Source organism: Sphingosinicella humi (assembly GCF_003129465.1).
GTDB lineage: Bacteria > Pseudomonadota > Alphaproteobacteria > Sphingomonadales > Sphingomonadaceae > Allosphingosinicella > Allosphingosinicella humi.
The window spans coordinates 2,457,329-2,477,192 of record NZ_QFFF01000001.1; the positions used below are offsets into that span (position 1 = coordinate 2,457,329).

Here is a 19,864-nt window from a genome sequence, read left to right on the forward strand (position 1 = left end):
ATTCGAGGGGGCAACGTTGAAGGAAGAGGAATTTCGCGCGTGGATGCAGGCGCAGGGACAGGCGCCGAATACGGTGTCGACACGTATTGCCGACACTCGTCGCGTGGAGAGACACTATGGCGACGTCGATGCGGCCTTCGAAGCCGACGGCTTTGCGTCCATCCTGGCGGACCTCGCCTATACCGCTGAGGATAACGCGGCGGGTAAGCCGAACACCTCCCGCATCGAAATAGACGGAGACCCGTACAAGAGCTTGGCCTCATATCGGTCAGCGCTTTCGATTTACCGCCAATTTCGCGAGAGCGAGGGAGCCCAGACGCAGGCAGATGAAATCCGCCAATTCGTGATGCGTGAGTATGCTGAGCTGGCTCGCAGGGCAGGGCAACCTCGTTTTTCGGTGAGGGCAGGAGACGTTCATGGCCAGATGGGCCTCTCGAACGCGATGCCAGCCGTGTGTAGCGCGATTGGAAGCGGTAAATTCCAAAACTTGGCTGGTGTTCGACAGGTCGGTCGTGAAGGGCCAGCGATTAGCTCCACGGTGACGTTCACCTTCGAATTCCAGTCACGCGGCGCCTTCGATGTGTCGGTGGCCGAAGCGGTCCTTCGCGGTCGCTATGGGGCGCCAGAAGTCGACAATCAGAAAATGATCTCGTTCATCTTGAGCGACAGCAGAGCTATCGCGCTGCAGCGCGATATTCAGCTGGTCCAGCTCTGGCTGGAGGACGACGGCAATGCCGCGCCTCCACCGGCTCAGCAGGTGCAGTCCTATGCGGCAGACCAGGGACGCCACTCAAACCTGCCAGGGCGCCTGAGCCATGACCCGCCAGCCGAGCTCAGGAGCCAAGGCTTTCCCAAGCCGGTCCTCAGCGTAAGAGCGGGCAGCGAACCCGAGTTGAACAACATACTTGATTGGTATGAGGCCGGTTCAGACGGGCTGAACCGAGCCGCTCTTGAGCGACTCAAGCAAAACTTCCTTGCCCAATATCCTGATTTCGAGCCGGAGGCGTTTAGAGCGACATCAGGCGGCTATTGGGACGAGGAACGTAGCTACAAAGAGGATCTCCTGGCGCGAGCTCGAGCGGCCCTGCAGGAAGATCCGCCACTCTCTGATGAGCAGTTGGGCGGTCGACTACTTGACGCTCTCACCGGTGACGGCAGCAAGCTCTGGGGCTGGCGCACGAACGCTCATTTTCAGAGTGTTAGGGAGCAGCACCCGGGAGCTTTGGAAGCTGCCGCCGGCCGGCTAGCCCGGAGCGAAGACGAGCTACCCGTCGCTATCTCTCGGTTCGTTGAAGAGATCTGGCCGATCATTTCCGACGAAACCAACCGCCCATACAGCGACAGTCGCTGCCTGCCGACGATGATTGCCGGCCTCGTCTGGCCCGACCGCGCCTATGGCATCAACACCAGTCCCGTGAACCGAACCGCTCAGTACCTGACCGGCGAGCGGATGTATGGCTACCAGCCGCTGTCAACAGAGGAATACCGTGCCACCTTGGAACTGATGACTGCCATCCGCAATGTGATGGACAAGGAATGGGGTTGGGCGCCGCGCGATTTCTGGGACGTGCAGGGCTTCGTCTGGGCGGTGAACCGCTCCGATATTGCTGGTCAGAGTGACAACGACGAACAAACTGGGGGAGCGCAGCCTGTGAGCAACGGCGCCACAAATCTCATTCTCTATGGTCCACCCGGAACGGGGAAAACCTACAGAACAACGACCGAGGCGGTCCGTCTGTGCGACGGCTCTGCCCCGGGGAGCTGGGAAGAGGCTAAAGCTCGCTATGAAGAGCTCGTCGAGGCGGGACAAATCCGTTTCGTGACCTTTCACCAGTCGTACTCATATGAGGATTTCGTCGAGGGATTGCGCCCCGTAACAGGTGAGGGGGCTAGCGGCTCTGAGGCTGACACCCAGGGCGCGGGCACTGGTTTCCGGCTGGAGCCCAAAAGAGGCATTTTCCGCGAAATATCCGCCTTGGCCGAAGAGGCTCGTAAGAATGCGGGTCGCTCGGGAGGATTCGATCTAACGGGACGGCAGATCTTCAAAATGTCGCTCGGTCGGTCTGGGTCCGAGGATCACATCTTTGAGGCCGCCATCGAGGGCAATTACGTCGCCCTGGGATACGGCGGAGATGTCGATTGGTCCGACCCGCGCTACGACGATTACCAAGCAATCTTCGACAGGTGGAATGAGATTGAGCCTGGCACGCACGGCGGCAGCGGCAACATCTCACAGGTGTGGCGGTTCCGTTGTTCGATGTGCGAGGGCGACATCGTCGTAGTCTCAGAGGGGAACTCAAGATTCAGAGCCATTGGTGAGATCGTCGGCCCCTACCGCTTCGATGCTACCGGAGAGCGCGATTACAACCATTTGCGAGCTGTGCGCTGGCTGCTCGTTCCCGATGAGTCCCTCCCGGTGGAGACGATCTACAGCAAGAACTTCACTATGCAGTCCTGCTACCTGCTGAAGGACAACCTGGTGAAGAAGGAGGCCCTCGCGCGGCTGCTGCCAGGCGGCGAGGACGTGCGTCCTGCTCGACCTGATCAGTTCGTGCTGATCATCGACGAGATCAACCGTGCGAACATTTCTAAGGTCTTCGGCGAGCTCATCACGCTGCTCGAGCCAGATAAACGGATCGGAGCTCGGAACCCGATCAGGCTGAAGCTGCCCTATTCCGGGGATATGTTCGCCGTCCCCAATAATCTCCACATCATTGGCACGATGAACACGGCCGACCGCTCGATCGCGCTGCTCGACACCGCATTAAGGCGTCGGTTCTCATTCAAGGAGCTGATGCCCGACCCGGAAGTGCTGAAAGATGCCAGCGATGTGACCGGGATCGACCTCGTAGCGCTGCTGCGCACGCTCAATCAGCGGATCGAGTTTCTATTCGATCGTGAGCATCAGATTGGCCACGCCTATTTCATGCATTGTCGCACTGCTGGAGACGTTGATGACGTCATGCGCGACAAGGTCATTCCGCTCCTTCAGGAGTATTTTTACGAGGATTGGAACAAGGTCGCCCTTGTCCTCGGCGATGCGGACGGATCGGAAAATTTCCTGAGGCGCGACACGTTGAAATCTCCAAACGGGCTCACTGCCGATGCCTTCACGGAAGATTGGTATAGATGGTCTGTGAAGCATGAGTTCGGCCCGAGCGCCTATGCTCAGTTCGGATGATCCAGCGCACCATTCTTGAGTGGCAAACCCTACAATATTCCGACGATCTACAAGATCAGCGGACCATTCCTGCATGGGCTGCAGACAGGCTGGCCGCCGTCGCGAAATCCTCTTCGCTTGGCGGCGAGGGCGGCGCCCGCATTCTCCAGCATGGGCGCCATTCTCTCAGGGCCGCTCAGGTCGTCGGCGTTATCGCCGCTCAAGATTGCGCGCTCGAGATCCTGCCGAAAATCGATGGACTCGAGGAGGACGCGTCCAGAGTTCGTAAGAACCTTGTCCACATGCTTGCGGTCGCGTTGGACCTCGAGATTGCTACCGGGCGGGTGACGGAACTTGGCTGGCAGAAGGACAATCTGCTCGAGATCCTGATCCGCCTGTTCTCCGAGAAGCTGTTCGCACAAGTGCACCGAGGGCTCCCTAGGCGGTATATTCCGCTTGAGGACGATCTTCCGGCGCTTCGAGGAAGACTGGACGCCATTCGACAGTTCACGACACTAGCGGCCACGCCTCAACGGCTCGCCTGTCGTTATGATGATCTGTCGCCGGACGTTCCGCTCAACCAGATCATGAAAGCCGCTGTGAGGCGGCTGTTGCAGCTTTCCCAAGCTCCTGAAAATCAGCGGCGTCTCCGCGAGCTAAGTTTTGCTTTTGCGGACGTGGCGAGCGTCCCTGTGCCCTCTCTCAGGTGGGACAAGGTCGTCCTTGACCGAACCAACGCGCGTTGGCGGGAGCTGCTAAACCTCGCCAAGCTGCTGCTAGGCGATCGATTTCAAACGACGACGACCGGCGGCGGGAGGGGCTTCTCGCTCCTCTTCGAGATGAATACGCTTTTTGAGGAGTATGTCGGCCGACTGCTACGCCGCGCCTTGGCCTCAAGCGGATACAGCGTGCATCTTCAGGGCGGCCGTCTGCATTGTCTAACTGAGCTTGATCTCGATACCCTTCAGCCCGGCGCGAACCGCTTCATGACGAAGCCCGACATCATCATAAAACGCGGTTCTTCCCCGGTGATGATCATCGACACGAAGTGGAAGAGATTGGCGCCGCGCATTGATGATCCAAAGCAAGGCGTCTCGCAGGCAGACGTCTACCAGATGATGGCCTACGGTCGGCTCTACCAATGTCCATCACTGATGCTGCTCTATCCTCACCATCGCGGCCTGGGCGACCATGAGGGGCTGATCAGCAGGCATCGCGTTACCGCTTGTGATGACGTGCTGCTTTCCGCCAGCATTGGGCTGGAGGACCTGTCGTGCGTGCCCAGGTCATTATCGCACCTTGTGCTGCATGAGATCGAGGCTCGCGCGAGCATCCAGGACGATGTCCTATGCTGAAGGAAGGTTTAGAATGAGCGACTTTGATAAGAGGTTTTATCTGGTGACGAAGGACGGATCCAAGCGCTTCGCTGCGCGGATCGATGGTCAATTTCAAATTGGCAAGTATCGAGAGGAGACCTTCGCCAACCTTGCGGATTTCGCGCGCGCCGTGATCATTAATGGCAAGGGCGGACGTTTCAGTTCCGCGAACGGCGTGAGTAAGAGCATTCTCGTGTATGGCGCTCGGACACGCTCCGTGGCGGCTTATTGGCTCGATCCCTCCGTGGCGGCTGAAGCCGGTCTAGCATCCGAAGGCACTCTGGCGACATCAGGTCAGTAGCCTCCACGTGGCTTGACCTTCATGCGACCATTCCTGTCGCATCCCTGACGATATTGCCCTCATCGCACGGTCCTCACCAGGGCCGGGGAAAGAGGGGAATGATGAAAAACCAAATAGCACTTCTTGCCGCCGCGAGCGTGGTCCTCTCGGGCTGCGCCACAACCTATTCCATGACGCCGATCACGAGTGCATCGCAGACGGTGCGTTACGATCGCGGCAGTCCGACCACGGACTTCGAGAAGGAGTTCGGCGCTATCCAGGTGACACCAGTCCAGGTCGCTGACGATGGCAAGCTCGTGTTCGCCGTGGCAGCATTCAACAAGGCTGAAACGCCTTCAAACTTCGGCGTGGAGAATATCTCTCTGGAGACTGCCGAAGGCGAGGCGATCCGCGTCTTCACGCACGATGAGCTCGTTCGTCAGGCCAAGAATAAGGCAATGTGGGCATCGATCGCGACTGCCATGGCCGGCGGGTTAGCGGCCTATGCTGCTAACCAGAATGCCTACCGGACGACCAACGCGAATTTATACACCCCCAGCGGCGGGGTGTATCACTACACGGCCCGAACCTATGATCCGGCTGCGGCAGTCGTCGGGACAGCTGCCGCGACAGCCGCTGCCGGAGCTGGGATTTACGCGATCCAACGCACCTTGGATAACACTATCGCCAACCTTGGCGATCGGGTCCTGCAAACCACGACTATCGACCCTGGTGAGGCATTCGGTGGCCAGGTTGTGGCCAATGAGCTGGAGGGAGCAAACTATCCTAGGGACGTCATCCTGACGATCACATGGAATGGCGAAGAGTTCCCGTTCCGGTTCAGGATCGACAAGGTCAAATAATCGCGAGATTTGCCGTTGGCTTGGGTTGATGAGCATCGATCCTCGCCGACGGTCGAATTTTTTGCTAGTCGCTGAGCCGGTCATCATGATTATGGTCATCAGCAATCACTGCGACCAAGGGGGGGAAATGCCGGCCATCGCTAAAATGGAGCTGATGAATCGCGCCGACCATAATGGAACGTCGGAGGCGATCGCATGAGTGTCGCCGGCGCCCGGGACGCTGGCGTGAACGCGCTGGCAATGCCTCCAGAGCAGGCCCTGCTCGAACTCACAATTCTCAATGCCGAGGCCCATGATCATCGCTTTGAAGAGATCATGATCCCGCTTCTCGATCGTGGTGTCCCACCGGAGGTGCTAACCAGGCTCTCAGAGCTCTGGGAGCATACCAAAGCGGTAGCGGGCGAGATCGTAGCCGTCGGAAAGATCATCGTTCGGGCTGTTGTTGATTTCTTGATAGCCAACCCGAAGCTCACAATCGGTCTGGCGTTAGGAGCCGCTCTAGCTTCGTTGATCGCATCCATACCTTTTCTCGGTCCCATTCTAGCTCCCCTCTCGACGTGGATGTCTGTTGCCTACGGTGGAGCGGTGGGCGCCTTGATGGACGCTGGGGATTATTCGGGTGCGATCTATCCAGCCGCGATCACACTCGCGTCCAAGTTCTTCGAACTGCTGGCGGCCATCTTTAATGGCGTTCAGGCTTATTGGATGGCGTAAGGCGAAGCTGTGGCTCGAAAGACGAAGATTGGTCGCGGCGGAGAAGCCGCGAAACAAGCTATCAACAAACTGAAGGGCGGCGATCGCATAGGACATGTTGGTCAAGTGCTCGCCACCACCGCTGGGGCCGCCGCTGGCGCCTCAGCGGCTGGCAGTGTTGCGGCGGCAGCGGGCGCTACAACCCTTTTGGGGTCGACAACACTCGCAAGCGCCCTCGGTGGAATATTTGTAGTCTCCACGCCAGTGGGGTGGGTAGCGGGATGCGCCATTGCAGGCGCGGGGGCGGCTTATGGCATGACCAGGTTGGTAAGATCGGGTGGCCGCCAAGATCGCATCCGCGAAGAGCTCAGGAAAAGATTACAGCGGAAGGTCGATCGCGAGCCGTCAAAGAGCGGCGATACAGAGGCTGACTTGGAGCAGCTCATCAACGATGCAATCCGAAGTGACAGGATCACAGCCGCCCAGGCAGATCGCATGCGGGCGCTTGTCGCCAGCGGCAAGTTGGACCCTGAGCTCCTCCATTCGCGCCTTGCAGCTCTGGGCACGGGTTTAGCCGAGGCTTAGCTCGCCAGCGCTTGGGCGATAAGAATGATGAGCGTCCAGAAGGCCGCTACCACTGCTACAAAGCCGACCAAGAAGCCCGCAGTCAGCTTGAGGCACCCCATCACGCCAATCTCCTCTCGACGCGGTAGCATTTACCGCTAGCATGACAGAAATGGTCGTAGCGGGGGGAACGCGATGACGGGTAGAATGAGCAAGCTGGACAGGCTGCTGAAGCTTGTCCACGCATTAGCTGAGGATGCCGAGGGTCTCACCCTCGATCAGATGGCAGATCGGCTTGAGGTCAATCGGCGAACCGCCGAGCGAATGCGAAATGTCATCATGATGCATTTCGACCTTGAGCCAATCGTCGATGGGCGGATCAAACGCTGGAGGATCGTCGGCCGGTTGGGTCGGATGTTTACACAACCGACGGCGCAGGAGCTGGCGGCGGTCCAGACGGAGATCGATGCCCAGCGAAAGCTGGGGCAACATGCCCGCGCGGATTTACTGGCCGGCTTACTGGCAAAGGTCCGCAGCGCTCAGGACATGCAGGCTCGAACGCGGATCGGTCCAGATCTTGAGGCGCTTTCCAGGGCTCAACGGACGCTGATTTCAGCGGGGCCGGGGGCTCCCGTGCCACCAGAAACACTGGAAGCCGTGCACACAGCGATATCGGCGGGGTCCACGTTGGAATTTGATTATCGGGCTGACGGGAGCAAGACCGCTGCCTGGCGAAGGGTTATCCCCTACGGCGTTGTTCACGGGCCGGTGAGCTATCTGATCGGGAAGATTCCGAGAGGCTCCAAGCCTCCTGTCTATTACCGCCTCGACCGAATGGAGAATGCGAGGCCGGGGAATGAACCGGGCGTCGTGCCTGATGACTTCGATGTCGACGAATTCGTTCACCGTAGTTTCGGCATCTACCACGACGCTGAGCACGACATTGTCCTGCGGATAAAGCCCGCTGCTGCCGAGCGGGCCCGAGGCTGGCGCTTTCACCCGGGTCAAGTCCGTCGCGAGGACAAGGATGGTAGCGTCGTGATCGAGTTTCGGGCAGGCGGCCTCCGGGAGTTATGCGACCACCTTTTCTGCTGGGGTGAGCACGTTGAGATCATCGCCCCCGACGTCCTGCGGGAGCAAATGGTGGAGTCACTAACTAAAGCGCTCGCTGCGCATCAATGACCGTTTTTGACGCATGGATGCGGCAAGGTTTCCCTCTCATCAGGAGGACAGGAGGAACCGATGTATACCGCGCATGCCCGCGTTCGCTGCCAACAAAGGTCGATCAAGAGTGAGGCCGTCGACGCCCTGCTCGCATATGGCGATCGCAAACGGCACCATGGCGCCGACATCTACTATTTGACGCGTCGCTCACGAGCACGGGCGGCGACGGCACTTGGCCCGGAGCGGTATCGTCGTCTTGAGCGGTGCCTAAATGCTTATCTCGTGGTCTCTGATGACGGGGCTCTTGTGACTGCCGCTCGCCGGCGCACGCGGCTCAAATTCTAGTTCAATGCGGGCATCCCAAAGCGCCCAATCTGAACCTGCGACACTTCCGGTCGTGCTTAGGTTTTGCGAGTCTAAATCCAGTTGACCCAAACTAATTACGCCTCAGGATCAACGTCATGACCTACGGATTGTCCAAATCCAAGATAACCGCATTCGAGCAATGCCCGAAGAAGTTGTGGCTGTCCGTGCATCGACCAGAGCTCGCGGAGCAGGACGCCGGTGCTGAGCAGCGGTTTGCAGCGGGTCATGAGGTGGGCGCCGTCGCATGCGCTCTTCATCCTGGTGGCGTCATGGTCGATGCTGACCCGGACCTTCGGGCGGCATTGAAACAAACCGCAGAGTTGCTTGGCGCTGGATGGAATGGTCCAATCTTTGAAGCGACGTTTGCGCATGACGGCGTTCTTGTGCGTGCCGACCTAATGCTGCCGGCCGATGAGGGCGGGTGGCACGTCGCTGAGGTCAAAAGCTCCACCGGCCTCAAGCCTTATCACGTGCCGGACATCGCAACTCAAATTTGGGTCATGCGGGAGTGCGGTGTCGAGGTGGCGTCGGCGAGTATTCGCCATCTCGATAGTGCTTTCAGATTGACCGAAACGGGGAACTATGAGGGTCTCTTCTCCGACGAGCGCGTCGAGTTGGCAATTGAGCCGATCATCGAAGGCCGGCCCGCTGTGATTGCTGAAGCACGTTTGGTCCTAGCGGGGGATGAGCCGCCGAAGGAACTCGGTGATCATTGTCGGTCCCCGTTCGAATGCGAGTTTCAGGCCTATTGCGGCCAACATCTGCCGCCGCCGCCGGAATGGCCCTCGTCGCTTCTGCCCGACGGTAGCGGCAAGAAGATTGCTCGTTCCTGGGCCGAGAAGGGAATTGACGATCTGACGCTCATACCCGCGAGCGAGATGTCTTCACCAAAGCTTCTCAGGGTGCATGAGGCAACAATTTCAGGCGAGGTCTACTGGGACCGTGATGGGATAGTCACGGAAACAGCGTGCTGGACCTGGCCGCGTCACTTCCTGGATTTTGAAACAATAGCTTTCGCCGTTCCGCGCTGGGTGGGAACCGGCCCTTGGCGCCAAGTCCCGTTTCAGTTCTCCTGCCACACTCGACACGAGGATGGCAGGCTTGAGCATCGTGAGTTTCTGAGCCTTGATGGGGCAGACCCGCGTCGTGCCTGTGCGGAAGCACTGATCGAGATACTGTCCGGAAGCGCCGGCGAGGGTGCCATCGTTGCCTACAACGCAGGCTTTGAACGTCGCTGCCTATCCGAGCTCGCGGATGCATTGCCCGATCTGCGAGCTGAATTGGAGGCTATTCGTTCTCGAGTGGTCGATCTCCTGCCCGTGACGCGGGCGCACTACTATCACCGAGATCAGCGTGGAAGCTGGTCCATCAAGGCCGTCATCCCGACGGTTTGCCCTGAACTCGACTATGGCGGTCTGGGAGAAGTGAAGGCGGGTGATGATGCGCAGGCCGCCTATTTGGAAGCCATATCTGAAGACATCTCTGACGAACGAGGTGCGGAGATCCGATCGGCCCTCCTGGCGTATTGCGAACGCGACACGCTGGCCATGGTCGAAATGCTCACCCGGTTAACCTCGCGAGAAATGCGATGAGCAAATACGATCCTTTGAGAGATCATCTGGCGGAACTCGGGAAGGAAACGCTGACGATGACGTTTTCTGAGGTTGGACGCTGCGTCGGCGGGCTGCCGAAATCGTCAGAGATTCACAGGGCGTGGTGGGCGAATGAGGCAAATCCCCATGGCCATGTACAAGCTAGGGCCTGGATGGATGCCGGCTATGCCGCCGAACCCGACATGGCTCGTCGTAGGGTTACCTTCCGTAAAGTTGGGCGCTGAGGGTAATGCAAGACAGATACGCCGGGGACATCGGCGACTACATCAAACTGGGGCTCTTGAGGGCGATGTCACCGGGACGATCCCTTGGAATCGGCTGCCGATACTCGTCATCACGACGCTGAGCTTCACGACTGCGGTCAGCGCCCCGGATGGTGGTCCAATCTCCAGGACGCACTCGAGGGCGCTGACTTGGTGTTCGTGGATCCCGACAATGGCCTCTCGCCGCCGCGTCTCACGCCCGGTCAAAAGAAGTCCATCAAATCTATATTTTGGTCAGAGGTGGCGGCTTTGCGGCAGCCCGGCCGGATTCTTGTCGTCTATCATCATCAGACGCGGGCCCCGGGTGGACATCAAGCTGAGGCAGAGGCGATAGGAAAACGCCTTCTCGAAGAAGGCGTCGAGTCGGTCCTCATTCTCCGAGCTAAGCCTTGGTCTCCGCGACTGTTCATAATTGTAGACGCGGATGAGGTCGTTCGCGAGCGAGCCATCCGCTTCGCACATCATTGGAAGCAAGCGGTTTCCATCGTGTTTGAAAGTAAGGTCGCCGACACTGCACGCGATCGGAGCGAGCTTGAGTTCAAACCTCTTGCCCTCTCTCATTCTCCGCCAAATGACCCGGATGTGAGGAGGGCCGTCCGGATCCTCTCGATGGTGCATGAACTTCATAAGGTGGGGTATCAACGCCTGCGTATCGCTGGCGGGATGGGGCCATCGGGATGCCACTGGCGCTGTTCGATCCTGCCAGCTGATATGGTGTGCGAGAATGGATGGGAGCCGAAGTGGGGCGCTCGCGGTCGCGCTGGTGAGGATGGGCTGGCGGCGGAGTATTCGACCGGAGAGGGTGTAAACTATTTTGGCTGGAGCGATGCCGCGAGCGACAACGCGCGTCAGCTCGCTTCGAAGTTCGTCGTGCGCTTTCCTGATATTGCGAAAGCAGGCCGTGGCTTGGATTTCCCCTATGCTGGGTGGCTGACGTCCGCATTGGGGCGCGCTGAGACAGGTCAGCTTCCAGTTTTCTTCGCGGACTACGAGATCCATCTCGATCCTCAAACAGCACCGCCACCTGTGAATGGCCACCCCCACCGAAGGACGCTTGCAAATAGAGAACTTGAGATTGAGAGAATTCCTCCTCCCGGTAGTGGCGAATGGGAAAGTTTCGCTCTTACTTTTGACGGGGAACGGTGGTCTCTAGATGAGCTAGCTCATCTAGACAGGGAGCGAGCGGAGCGATCGCTTACGCAGCTGCGGGCACGCCTCTACTTCAAGCAGCGCAAAGCCAAATGGAATCCTGAGCCGCTGACGGACGCGGATCAGCGCGAGCTCAATGATATTATCGAGAAAATACGCGAGCGAGTCGCGAAAGCCGGCGAGGCACTCGCGTAGTGGAAATTGCCGCCTACGCCAGGCTAGCGGCAGCCGTCGACGTCTAGATTGCGCCCATCGCGAACGCACGCTGGCCGGGGTGTCGCGCCGAAAGCTGACGTTCGTTAGGTGTCTGCCGGCGGCCGTTTGCGCGCCCCATCGCGAACGCTAGATTGTCTATCTCGGCTCATCTGAACCAAGCCACTGCTGAAAGCTTAGGTCCCCCAGGTCAGCCAACTGATCCAGCAGCGTTGCAGCGTCATCAGATGATGTTTGGCCGGTCCGAAGATCAGCCGCCAACCCCCTACACAGAACCCCGATCCGCGACATTAGGTGAAGTAGCCGGTCATCATCTGCTTGAGTTTCAGCGTGAGCCCTAACGTTCTCAGCCACGCGCCAAAGCCGCGCTGTGTGTGGGCCATTCGGACCTTCCAGGGGGCGTCCGAAAACTCGCTCTCTAATGGTATCGTAGTTCACTGCTCGTTCCCGGCGATCAATTACTGCCCTTTATCGGTTACCTCATAAGAGGAACCTTCCGAAACCATGTTCATAATCGGGTGATCGGCGCGTTTTCGCGCGGTCTCGGGAATTGCCGTCGTAGCTCTTGGCATCCGGGGCCGTGGACGCGTCACCTCATTGCTCAAGGGCATCAAGCGACGGATCAGATGGAAATTCAGGCTTAGGGGGTGCCTTCCCCGCCTCCAGTTTCATCCAATAACCTTGGACGGGCACAGGCAAATTCAACCGATCGTAAAGGGCTCGAACATGGGCGCCACTCGTGCTGAAGTGACCTGCAACGTGGGTCATTCGTTTCGACCAGACCAGCTCGAACAGTGTTCGCCCGTCGACCACGGGAATGTTGATATCGGTCATGCGAAATCGCCGCTGGTCTCCAATGCGATTAGCCGCGACCAGTTTTGTCACCGATTGGGATTACAAAGGCTGATGAACCTCAGAACCAGCATCAGCCACCCTCTGGCCATCGCCGATCTACGCGTCGCGCCCGATATGGGGCGGATCGGCATCACCTTTTGCCCGGGCAAATGCCAGTCCAATGCTCTCACGGGAGTGTGGAAGCGGGATTTGGCGCTCGATCTAGATGCCATAGCTGATTGGGGCGCGGCGGCAGTGGTAACCCTAATCGAGGATCATGAGCTTGAGGCGCTGAATGTCCCAGGGATCGGGAAAGCGGTCGCTGATCGCCATATGCTGTGGTTTCATCTTCCGATCCTCGATGTGGCCATTCCTGATCGAGCTTTTGAAGCTCGCTGGCTGGAGGCGGGTAAGACCCTTCGTTCAATGATCCGAAATGGCTTCGACGTTCTGATCCACTGCAAGGGCGGCCTAGGTCGGGCCGGCACGATTGCAGCAAGACTTCTTGTCGAACTCGGCTGGCGCCCAGACGAGGCCGTAGCTGGCGTTCGGCACGTCCGACCGGGGGCCATTGAGACCATAGCTCAGGAAGATCACGTCCACGCTTGTCACGCCGTGTCGGAAGATGCGCCAGAGAGGAGCTCGTCCGCAGTGACAGATCGCGGCCTCGGCGCGCTTCTCGGTCTCGCCGTTGGCGACGCGTTGGGCACAACGGTCGAATTCCGAAAAAGGGACAGCTTCCCGAGATTGGCGACGATCATTGGCGGAGGCCCATTCGGTTTAAGGCCAGGAGAATGGACGGATGACACGGCGATGGCTCTTGCTCTTGCGGATAGCCTCATCGCGTTGGAGGGACTCGATGAGCGGGATCTGATGAGCCGCTTCGTCGCGTGGTGGCGTCGGGGGCGCTACAGTTGCACGGGGGAGTGCTTCGACATCGGAATAACGACGCGCGACGCTCTCAGCCGCTTTGAGCAGTCCGGAAATCCGATTGCTGGATCGACCAGTTCCAGATCGGCCGGTAATGGGTCATTGATGAGGCTCGCGCCAGTTGTGCTAAGCTATGTCAGTGATGGCGTGGATGCCACTGTTGACGCCGCCCGGCGGCAGAGTGCCACGACGCATGGCGCAGAAGCGTGCATCGAGGCCTGTGACCATTTTTCTCGCCTCCTCTATCAGGCGATCACAGGAGAACTCCCATCGGCCTTGCTCCGTCCAGCTGGCGAGCAATCTAACGCGGACGTCAGCGCGGTCATGGAAGGCTCTTGGCGAGGGAAGCACCGTCGTGACGTTCGTTCCTCTGGATACGTCATCCATAGCTTGGAGGCTGCGCTGTGGTGCGTGGGTCGGACGGGGAGCTTCAGGGATGCTGTCGTCCTCGCTGCCAATCTTGGCGACGACGCTGACACGACGGCGGCGATCACGGGGCAGCTCGCGGGCGCCATCTACGGTCTTGAAGGCATTCCCCCAGAATGGCTCACAACGCTCGCCTGGGCGGAGAGGATCGAACAGATAGGGCGGCGCCTGCTCTCTGGAGACTGATAGGTCGACTGTTCCTGCGCTGAAACCGGAGACTTCGGATGGGGCTCAGGCCCATGACAGGTTGGCTGGGTCTGGGTCCTTACCTTCAAGCTTGAGGTGTATCCTGACGCGCTACAGGCTCTGGCGGAAAGCCCTTCGAGTAATCCGCCAGACACTGTGAAAGAGGGAAGCTCCCGTCACCGCGTCAGCTTTGCGCCGGATTAACTGTTGTTGCCTACTCCCATTCGCGCGCGGCAGTCGCCGCGAATGCGATGGGAGGGTTGCGAGTGAATGCATCGACTGCGCAGCGGATCGGCAGTTACGTTGATTTTCTGGACCTTGAGCAATGTCGAACGCGATCAGTGGATGAAAGCGGTGTGCCCATCCGGGTGTACGCGGAGCTGCTTCCGCCGGCCCAGCCAGAGTGTCCGTCCTGTGGGAGCGTCGCAGCGCCACACGGTATGCGTACTCAGAACTATGTTGATCGCCCAATCTCGGGAAAGCCGGTGGTGATCTGCCTCGACATTAAACGCGCGCGCTGTAGAAATTCGGATTGTGACGTTAAAACGTTTCAATTAAATCAAAATGAAGAGTTCAACGACACCATTACCCGCAGGTGTAAGAGTTATATTGAGGATCAATGCTTCTCCAGAACTTTCGCATCATTGGCAGCGGAGACTGGAGTCCCGGAGTCAACAATCCGCCGTATAGCGGATTCTCTGCTTTCCAAGATCAACAGAAATTTTCGGATCGATACTCCTCGTATCATCGCTATTGATGACGTTTGCCTGCCATCGGGTAAAGACCGGCGCCTGCCCGCTAAACTTCGCACTCCTTATCCAGAGAGACGAAGCATGGCGTACCGCACGGTGATTTCAGATACCGAAACCTCCCAAGTTGTGGATTTGTTGGAGGACCGACGACTGTCGACAGTGTTAGAGTTCTTGTTGAACCTCCAAGGCTGGCGGCGCGTTCGTTATGTCACAATTGATATGTCGAACACATACCGAGACGCCGTTTGGCTAGCTTTCGGCGACGCTGTGACAATCATCGCTGATCGTTGGCACGTTACCGCGCGGGTTAATGCAGTGGTGGATGGTGCGAGGAGAGCCCTGAAAGGCATTCCTCAGAAGGCGCGAAGGAGCTTCCGCATGGCCCTTCTTGCGCGCGGCAGGGAGTTGCAAGCACGAAATCCTGACCGACATGCCGAACTCATGGAATTTCTTCAGAGCGCTCCAGATCTGGCAACCGTATACATCGCGAAGGAAGAACTCCTCGACATATATGACGCTCGGAGCGCAGTATCGGCCAAATATGCTTATCACGCTTGGAAGAGCCGACTAACTGTAGATGTGGCGGCAAAATTCGGCGGCGTGATTAAGATGTTTAACACATGGGAGAAAGAAATATTCGCCTACTGGTCCGTAGGGTTTGTGGCCGAGCATTGGGATGCGTCCATGTACTCTGCCCTGACTACCAACCGATCCCCTACAGATCCGCTCATTCCTATGATTCGCCGGCTGTCCCGTTACCGGCGGTGGGTAGGCCCCTCAAACGGAAAGGCAGAGGCGCGAAACCAAGTGATCAGACTTCTAAATCGATTGGGCAGGTCCTATTCGTTTCGATTTCTTCGCGCCCGCGCCATTTTCTCGACGTTTAGAGTAGCCGATCGCTTCGGCATTTGTGCGGAATGCCGAATTCCCTTTAAACGTAATCCGCAAGACCGTCGCCGTTCCCGCGAACAAAGATTTTATTCAGCCTACATCCGAGCACCGCGCATCCAAGACGAGGTGCCTCGGACCCCTCGCTGCCGATTCTGCGACCCTAGCTCGACTGGAGTTCCGCGTCCCGGAGGAAAGCCATACGAGAAAGCCGCCACCCACTGTGGACTGGGAGATATTTGGACAGAGCCCGAAGCTACTATTTTGGACGATCACCAGGCCTTACAGGCAGTGCAAACGCGGTATGTTCAGTTCAAGAGAAGCAAGCGGATGAAAAAGGACCTGCGTGCCGAAATGGAGCCGCTCATGGAAGATCTGTTTGCCTGTCTTGTCTGAAGTCCGCGCAGGCTCGGAAAGACTGCGTCCACGCTGCTATGCGCTGTTGGCCGCATCCTGCTGAGTTCGCACTTGCCTTCTAAGGCATTGATTTATAACACCGTGAACAATCGGCGAATTCTGCGAACTTGTGAGGATTTCTGCTGCGCGGCAGTGGATTTGCAGTCCTCTGCGTAACCACTCCGCCATCGGGCCGGAGCGGCGGAAATGGGCAGGTTTCGAAAGAGTGTCAATCATGCGTTCGCATTTTTTAAAGGGCCCGGGCGCGTCGGGGGCCAAAATGGCCGCTGGCGGCCGAGCCGTTGCGAACGGCTCGGTTGGCGAGTGAAAGGACGGTCAGCAGAGTGAGCTTACAATCGGTACAGGCCTTCCTGGCGGAGCGGGCGCCCGACATTCAAATACTCGAGCATAGTGCCAGCACGGCAACGGTGGCCGAGGCTGCGGCCACGCTTGGGGTCGAACCCGGACGGATAGCCAAGACGCTCTCGATACGAGTGAAGGATCAGGTCATGCTGATCGTCGCACGGGGCGACGCGCGATTGGACAATCGCAAGACCAAGGACGCCCTCGGCGGACGCCCGCGCATGCTCGGCGCTGAGGAAGTCGAAACGCTGACCGGGCATCCCGTCGGTGGAGTATGCCCCTTCGGCCTGGCGACTCCGCTGCCCGTCTATTGCGACGTCTCGCTCCGCGAGTTCGACGAAGTCTATCCGGCCGCCGGGTCGAGAATGGCTTCGGTACGCCTCACGCCTGATCGCCTGATAGAGCTGGTGGGGGCCAGCTGGATCGACGTCTGCGGCTGAATCGTTTGGTCGGGTTGGATTTGCTGAAGCAAGGGTCGGACAAAACAGGGTTTCAGCAAAGCTCCGGCGGCAAGCGCGCAATGTCCGCCAGCGGACGCTACTGTCCGCAAACGGACATTTTTCGTCATGATGTACTGGCCGGCCCGCACGGGGTCCCATTGGCACGGCTCTTGCTATTTTTCGGACAGGGAGGGCGGGGAACTCTGCGCTTGGCGTCGGCGGGTCATGGAGTTAGAAGCCTGAGACATTCTTTAGTGTGTTGCACTACTAAGACAGTTGTGCGAATAGGGACCGAATGACCGAGCATAATTTCGAGCAAATGCGTCGCGCCATGGTGGCGAGCCAGCTTCGGACGACGGGCGTCAACGACCCGAGCGTCGTCGCCGCGATGGGCGCTGTGCCGCGCGAGCGCTTCGTTCCGGGCGATAGGGTGGCCGCGGCCTATGCCGACGCCCTGGTGCCGCTCGGCAACGATCGCCAGCTCAACACGCCGATGTCGCTCGGGCGGCTGCTGACCGAGGCCCAGCCCGACGAGAAGGATCGCGCCCTCGTGATCGGCGCCGCCACCGGCTATGCCGCCGCCGTGCTGGCACGGATGGTGGCGTCGGTCGTGGCCGTCGAAGAGGATCCGGCGCTCGCTGCGGCGGCCAAGGCCGCGCTCAAGGGGACCGAGGTGAAGCTGGTCGAAGGACCGCTTGCCAAGGGCTACAAGAAGGGCGCGCCCTACGACCTCATCCTGATCGATGGCGCGGTCGAGTTCATTCCGGATGCGATCATCGATCAACTCGCCGAGGACGGTCGGCTCGTCGCCGCGATCCTCGACAATGGCGTGTCGCGCATTTCGATCGGACGTCGCGGAGGCGGCGGCTTCGGCACGGTGGCAGTGGCGGATGCCGCTTCGGCCGTTCTTCCGGGGTTCGTGAAGCCCCGCGGTTTCATCTTCTAAGAGCGGAGCAAGGTGTAATGCGGGGAGGCTTATTGACCGCGACAGCGCTGGCGGCATTGCTGGCCGCCGGGACCGGGCAGTCGCAGACGGCGGTCCAGCAGCCGGTCTCGCCGGCGCAGGCGCAGGTGCCCGATCAGGCGGACACGGAAACGCTGCGCGACGCGCTGATCCAGACCTACCGCAGCAATCCGACGCTGACCGCCCAGCGCGCCCAGGTTCGCACCCTCGACGAGGGTGTGGCGATCGCCAAGGCGCAGGGGCGGCCCCAGCTTTCGGCCACGGCCGGCGTCAATCAGGATCTTACGCGCACGGGCGGCGGCAACGGCCGCAATTTCAACGCGGGAGTCGATCTCAGCCTCCCTTTATTCCAGGGCGGCCGGGTCAGGAACTCGGTCCGCGCCGCTGACGCCCGCGTTCTCGCCGGTCGTGCTAACCTGCGCGCGACCCAGGGGGACATCTTCACCGAAGCCGTGGCGGCTTACATGGATGTGATCCGCGACCGCTCGGTCGTGACGCTCAACCGCAACCAGGTCGGCGTTCTCGAGACAAACCTGCAGGCGAGCGAGGACCGGTTCGAGGTCGGCGATCTCACCCGCACCGACGTCGCCCAGTCGGAAGCGCGGCTGTCGCTGGCGCGGAGCAATCTCGCCACCGCCGAGGGCCAGCTCGAGGGCAGCGAGGAGAATTACCGCCGGGTCATCGGCGAGCTTCCCGGCGACTTGCAGCCGCCGCCGCCCTTGCCGCCGCTGCCGCAGACGCCCGATCAGGCGGTCGAGATCGCCCTCGCCAACAATCAGGACCTGGTCTCCATCCAGAACCAGGTCCGCGCCGCCGGGCTGGACGTGCGCGTCGCCAGCGCCGATCGCCTGCCGACGGTCTCGGCGATTGGTTCGGGCCGCTACACCAATTTCCTCGGCTCGCAGGATGGGCGTTTCGGCACGGCCCCGGGCGAGTTGCCCAATACCGAGACTGTGACCGGCGCCGGCGTTCAGGCGACGATACCCCTTTATCAAGGCGGCCTCGTCGGCGCCCGTGTCCGCCAGGCCCAGGCCTTCCAGAGTCAGCTGATCGAGCAGGGCATCGAGATCGAGCGGGCCGTCGTCGCCAACAGCCGCGCCGCCTTCGCCAGCTACCAGGCCGCTCTCGACGCGATCGAGTCGAACGAGATCGCGGTCGCTGCCAACCAGCTCGCGCTCGAGGGCACCCGGGCGGAGCAGAGCGTCGGCACCCGCAACGTGCTCGACGTGCTGAATGCCGAGCAGGAGCTGCTGAACAGCCAGGTGGCGCTGGTCACCGCCCGCCGCGACGCCTACGTCGCCGGCTTCCAGCTGCTGAACGCCATGGGCCAGGCCGAGATAGAGGATCTGAACCTCGACGGCGGCTACATCTACGACCCGGCCGTCAATTATGAGCGTGTCTCCGACCGGGCCTCGGATTGGGATTCGGACCCGCAACCGCAACCGGTAGCCACCCGGACCGTGGGCTACGGCCCGCCCGAAAACACCCCCGTGACACCGTCCGACGAATAGGCGATAAGGCCTTCGTTATGGGGGATATTAACCGTGATCCGTCGATGGAAGAGATACTGGCTTCCATCAAGAGAGTGATCGCCGAGGAAGGCCGTGCGCCCGCGCGTCCGCGCGACGAGCTCGCCGAAGACCAGGTGATGGAGGCGTCCGCGGAAGAAGACGTCCTCGAGCTCAGCGACCCCGTGTCCGAAGCGGACGGCCTCACGTCCGAGGACACGACCGTGGCCGCCCGCCAGAAGCTGGCGGCGCTTTCCGCCCTGCGCCAGCCCGAAGCGTCCGATCCCTCGCTCGCCGCGTCGGACGCCGCGCTCGCCGCGGCCGTGCGCGAGATGCTTCGCCCCATGCTCAAGGACTGGCTCGACCAGCGCCTCCCCGAAATGGTCGAAACCATGGTCGCCCGCGAGATAGCGCGGATCACCGGCAAGAGCCTCTGACAGCGGAAAACGGCTTGGCCGCCCGGCCGCGCTTCG

At 59.9% G+C, this 19,864-nt stretch carries 16 protein-coding genes; all 16 read left to right on the top strand.

Features of this window, described 5'->3' with window-relative positions:
* Nucleotides 1–16: 16 nt before the first annotated feature.
* The gene (locus tag DF286_RS12065; protein WP_146193617.1) at nt 17–3,181 is read left to right on the top strand and encodes an AAA family ATPase; all 3,165 of its coding nucleotides are present in this window, start codon (nt 17–19) and stop codon (nt 3,179–3,181) included.
* On the top strand, nt 3,178–4,515 hold the full coding sequence (locus DF286_RS12070; protein ID WP_109271664.1) for an McrC family protein: 1,338 nt from the start codon (nt 3,178–3,180) through the stop codon (nt 4,513–4,515). Before DF286_RS12065 ends, DF286_RS12070 begins: the two co-directional genes overlap by 4 nt.
* 13 nt (nt 4,516–4,528) lie before the next feature.
* Entirely contained in the window at nt 4,529–4,837 is a 309-nt protein-coding gene (locus DF286_RS12075; protein WP_109271665.1) for a hypothetical protein, read from the top strand.
* 101 nt (nt 4,838–4,938) lie between these two features.
* Nucleotides 4,939–5,679, top strand: coding sequence for a hypothetical protein (locus tag DF286_RS12080; RefSeq protein ID WP_146193618.1), 741 nt, complete (start codon nt 4,939–4,941; stop codon nt 5,677–5,679).
* A 28-nt stretch (nt 5,680–5,707) separates the two neighbouring features.
* Complete coding sequence (locus DF286_RS15185) at nt 5,708–5,878, top strand: hypothetical protein (protein WP_158274686.1); 171 nt, start codon at nt 5,708–5,710, stop codon at nt 5,876–5,878.
* Nucleotides 5,875–6,393, top strand: coding sequence for a hypothetical protein (locus DF286_RS12085; RefSeq protein WP_109271667.1), 519 nt, complete (start codon nt 5,875–5,877; stop codon nt 6,391–6,393). The genes DF286_RS15185 and DF286_RS12085 overlap by 4 nt, the downstream gene beginning before the upstream one ends.
* Nucleotides 6,394–7,143: 750 nt before the next feature.
* On the top strand, nt 7,144–8,118 hold the full coding sequence (locus DF286_RS12095; RefSeq protein WP_243444816.1) for a helix-turn-helix transcriptional regulator: 975 nt from the start codon (nt 7,144–7,146) through the stop codon (nt 8,116–8,118).
* Between the two features lie 443 nt (nt 8,119–8,561).
* The gene (locus tag DF286_RS12105; protein ID WP_109271671.1) at nt 8,562–10,058 is read left to right on the top strand and encodes a DUF2779 domain-containing protein; all 1,497 of its coding nucleotides are present in this window, start codon (nt 8,562–8,564) and stop codon (nt 10,056–10,058) included.
* Nucleotides 10,055–10,303 (top strand): DUF7662 domain-containing protein, encoded by a 249-nt coding sequence (locus tag DF286_RS12110; protein WP_109271672.1) that lies wholly within the window; start codon nt 10,055–10,057, stop codon nt 10,301–10,303. Before DF286_RS12105 ends, DF286_RS12110 begins: the two co-directional genes overlap by 4 nt.
* A gap of 84 nt (nt 10,304–10,387) precedes the next feature.
* Nucleotides 10,388–11,686, top strand: a complete 1,299-nt coding sequence (locus tag DF286_RS14985; RefSeq protein WP_146193619.1) for a hypothetical protein — start codon at nt 10,388–10,390, stop codon at nt 11,684–11,686.
* A 744-nt stretch (nt 11,687–12,430) separates the two neighbouring features.
* Complete coding sequence (locus DF286_RS12120; RefSeq protein WP_243444817.1) at nt 12,431–14,080, top strand: ADP-ribosylglycohydrolase family protein; 1,650 nt, start codon at nt 12,431–12,433, stop codon at nt 14,078–14,080.
* Nucleotides 14,081–14,346: 266 nt separating this feature from the next.
* On the top strand, nt 14,347–16,116 hold the full coding sequence (locus DF286_RS12125) for a transposase (protein ID WP_158274687.1): 1,770 nt from the start codon (nt 14,347–14,349) through the stop codon (nt 16,114–16,116).
* Nucleotides 16,117–16,460: 344 nt separating this feature from the next.
* Nucleotides 16,461–16,919 (top strand): YbaK/EbsC family protein, encoded by a 459-nt coding sequence (locus DF286_RS12130; RefSeq protein WP_109271676.1) that lies wholly within the window; start codon nt 16,461–16,463, stop codon nt 16,917–16,919.
* A 295-nt stretch (nt 16,920–17,214) separates the two neighbouring features.
* Nucleotides 17,215–17,865: a protein-L-isoaspartate O-methyltransferase family protein gene (locus DF286_RS12135; RefSeq protein ID WP_109271677.1), complete on the top strand. Its 651-nt coding sequence runs from the start codon at nt 17,215–17,217 to the stop codon at nt 17,863–17,865.
* Nucleotides 17,866–17,897: 32 nt separating this feature from the next.
* Entirely contained in the window at nt 17,898–19,394 is a 1,497-nt protein-coding gene (locus DF286_RS12140) for a TolC family outer membrane protein (RefSeq protein WP_243444818.1), read from the top strand.
* Nucleotides 19,395–19,411: 17 nt separating this feature from the next.
* The gene (locus tag DF286_RS12145; protein ID WP_109271679.1) at nt 19,412–19,828 is read left to right on the top strand and encodes a DUF2497 domain-containing protein; all 417 of its coding nucleotides are present in this window, start codon (nt 19,412–19,414) and stop codon (nt 19,826–19,828) included.
* The last annotated feature ends 36 nt before the right edge of the window (nt 19,829–19,864 follow it).